The organism is Falsiroseomonas sp. E2-1-a20 (assembly GCF_051433195.1).
Taxonomy (GTDB): domain Bacteria; phylum Pseudomonadota; class Alphaproteobacteria; order Acetobacterales; family Acetobacteraceae; genus Falsiroseomonas.
This window is the reverse complement of record NZ_JBHMFT010000132.1, coordinates 1-1,990: the sequence shown is the minus strand read 5'-3', so window position 1 is coordinate 1,990 and position 1,990 is coordinate 1. Positions and strand designations below refer to the sequence as shown.

At 63.4% G+C, this 1,990-nt stretch carries 2 protein-coding genes; both read right to left on the bottom strand.

The window, feature by feature from the left end:
• Positions 1-153: 153 nt before the first annotated feature.
• Positions 154-1,212, bottom strand: a complete 1,059-nt coding sequence (locus ACFHPP_RS30885; RefSeq protein WP_437167055.1) for a tyrosine-type recombinase/integrase — start codon at positions 1,210-1,212, stop codon at positions 154-156.
• 7 nt (positions 1,213-1,219) lie between these two features.
• Entirely contained in the window at positions 1,220-1,843 is a 624-nt protein-coding gene (locus ACFHPP_RS30880; RefSeq protein WP_437167054.1) for a recombinase family protein, read from the bottom strand.
• Positions 1,844-1,990 lie beyond the last annotated feature (147 nt).

Genomic DNA, 1,990 nt, shown 5'->3' with positions numbered 1-1,990 from the left:
GGTTTACAAAACCGCTGCACTACCGCTGTGCTAACCCGGCGCACGCGCGCCGTGTAGCATAGTGAGGCGGCGGGGAAAATGGACAGGCAGACCAAGGGAGGACAAGGGTTCGCCGGTCTCCCCTCACGGTGGCGCCCGCCCCATGATGGCCATCTACTTGGACGCGGTAGGAGGATGGGTACCAACATCCTCAACGCTCGTGCCCGCATTTGTGCCTGCTTTCGATCCGAACCGGCGCATGGCGTCGTGCAGGTGCTTGGTCATGAGGTGGGAGTAGCGCATCGTCATCGCGATCGTTTTGTGGCCGAGGATCGCTTGGAGTGCGGCTACGTCACCGGTTTGCTGAGCGAATTCGGAGGCGAAATGGTGGCGCAGGTCGTGGCAGCGGAACTTTACCCCGGCCCGCGCAGCAATCTTGCGGAAGGCCCCTGAGAAGCTGGTGTAGCGTTCGCCGTCGCCGCGCCAGAATACGTAGAGCGAGGTGGGATGCCGGGGTGTGCCTAGGATCGTGCCCATGGCGTCATCACTCAGCGGCACCACCCTCGGCGATGAGGTCTTGGTCTTGTTCAACCTGACCTCGCGTCTGGGGATCGACACCTGCGACCATTCCAGTGAGCACACCTCGTCCATGCGCATGCCAGTCTGGGCAAGCATGCCGATGATCCGCCCAGCCGCCAGCGAGGCGTGGGCCACCAGTTGTTCGACCTCCTCGACCGTCGGGTAGGTGGTCCGGGGCCGGGACTCCTTGAGGTGGCGCTTGCCGAACTGCCGGACCGGGTTGGTGTCGATAAAATCCCACTCGACCGCGCATGAGCACAGGCAACTGAACGTTGCGAGATCGCGACGTACCGTGGCGGCCTTAACGCCCACGCGTATCCGAGCCGCCGCGTAATCGGCAAGGCGGGCGCGAGTGATCTCGTCGAGATGGAGCCCACCGAATGCCGGGGCGAGTTGGCGGAAGCTCGTTCGGTAGCGCCGCTGCGTTGCCTCCTTAAGTGTCGGCAGGTACTCGGCGCAAAACCGATCAAGCGCCTCGCGATAGGTGCGACGTGGACGGCCTTCACGGTCATGGCGCCGATGCTCCTCAAGCAGCCGCGCGAGCATCCGCTGCGCGATGACCTTCGACGATGTACGAGCCGAGCGGCGGACCTCGACGCCGCGCCAGACAAAGCGAACCCACCACGTTGAGCTTCGCCGATAGACAGTTGCCATGATCGAGTCAGCCCGTGGCCACCATCTCCCGCACCGTCGCTCGACCGTCTGCCACGGTCGCAGTCATCGCCGATCCTCCCCGACCACCGGGCAACGATCTGTAGAGAGTCGATGGAGCGCAGCCGACCTGCTGGGCAATCTCAGCCATTGAGAGGCCGCCATCGGCGACAAGCGCCTGGGCGACTCTCAGCTTGGTGTCGTCGAGAGCGCGGGGACGACCGCCAACACGACCGCGCGCCGCTGCGGCAGCAAGCCCGGCACGAGTCCGTTCAATCAGTGTTTCCCGTTCCATGGAGGCAAGCGCACCGAGGATGGCAAACATAAGCCGCCCTGTGGGTGTTGTGGTATCGATGCTCTCCGTCAGGGAGCGCAAGCCAATGCTGCGGCGCTGAAGGTCATCGCCTATCTCCATCAGGTGTCGGAGGGAGCGGCCTAGCCTGTCTAGGCGCCAGCAAGCCACGACATCGCCGGGCCGCGCCATCTCCAACAGTCGGGTGAGTTCCGGCCGATCGGTCCGAGCCCCAGAAGCGGTTTCGACAAAAACGCGTTCACACCCCGCACCACGAAGTGCGTCGAGTTGCAATGCGTGGCTTTGCTGGTCCGTCGAGACCCTCGCGTAGCCAATCAGCATGCTAATCTCCCAAAACTCGTCAGCCCCCGGCAGTATTGCGAGGCAGGTTTCAGGATAAGGATTTGCGATATTTCGACAAGGAAATCGGCCAGCATTCCAGGAGAGGTCGGCCGCTGTCGCAAATACGACCGGTTGCAAGAAGGGGGG

Bases quoted from the DNA above. Each gene is read 5' to 3' on its own strand.
- ACFHPP_RS30885 (WP_437167055.1), bottom strand. From the start codon at position 1,212: ATGGCAACTGTCTATCGGCGAAGCTCAACGTGGTGGGTTCGCTTTGTC.
- ACFHPP_RS30880 (WP_437167054.1), bottom strand. From the start codon at position 1,843: ATGCTGATTGGCTACGCGAGGGTCTCGACGGACCAGCAAAGCCACGCA.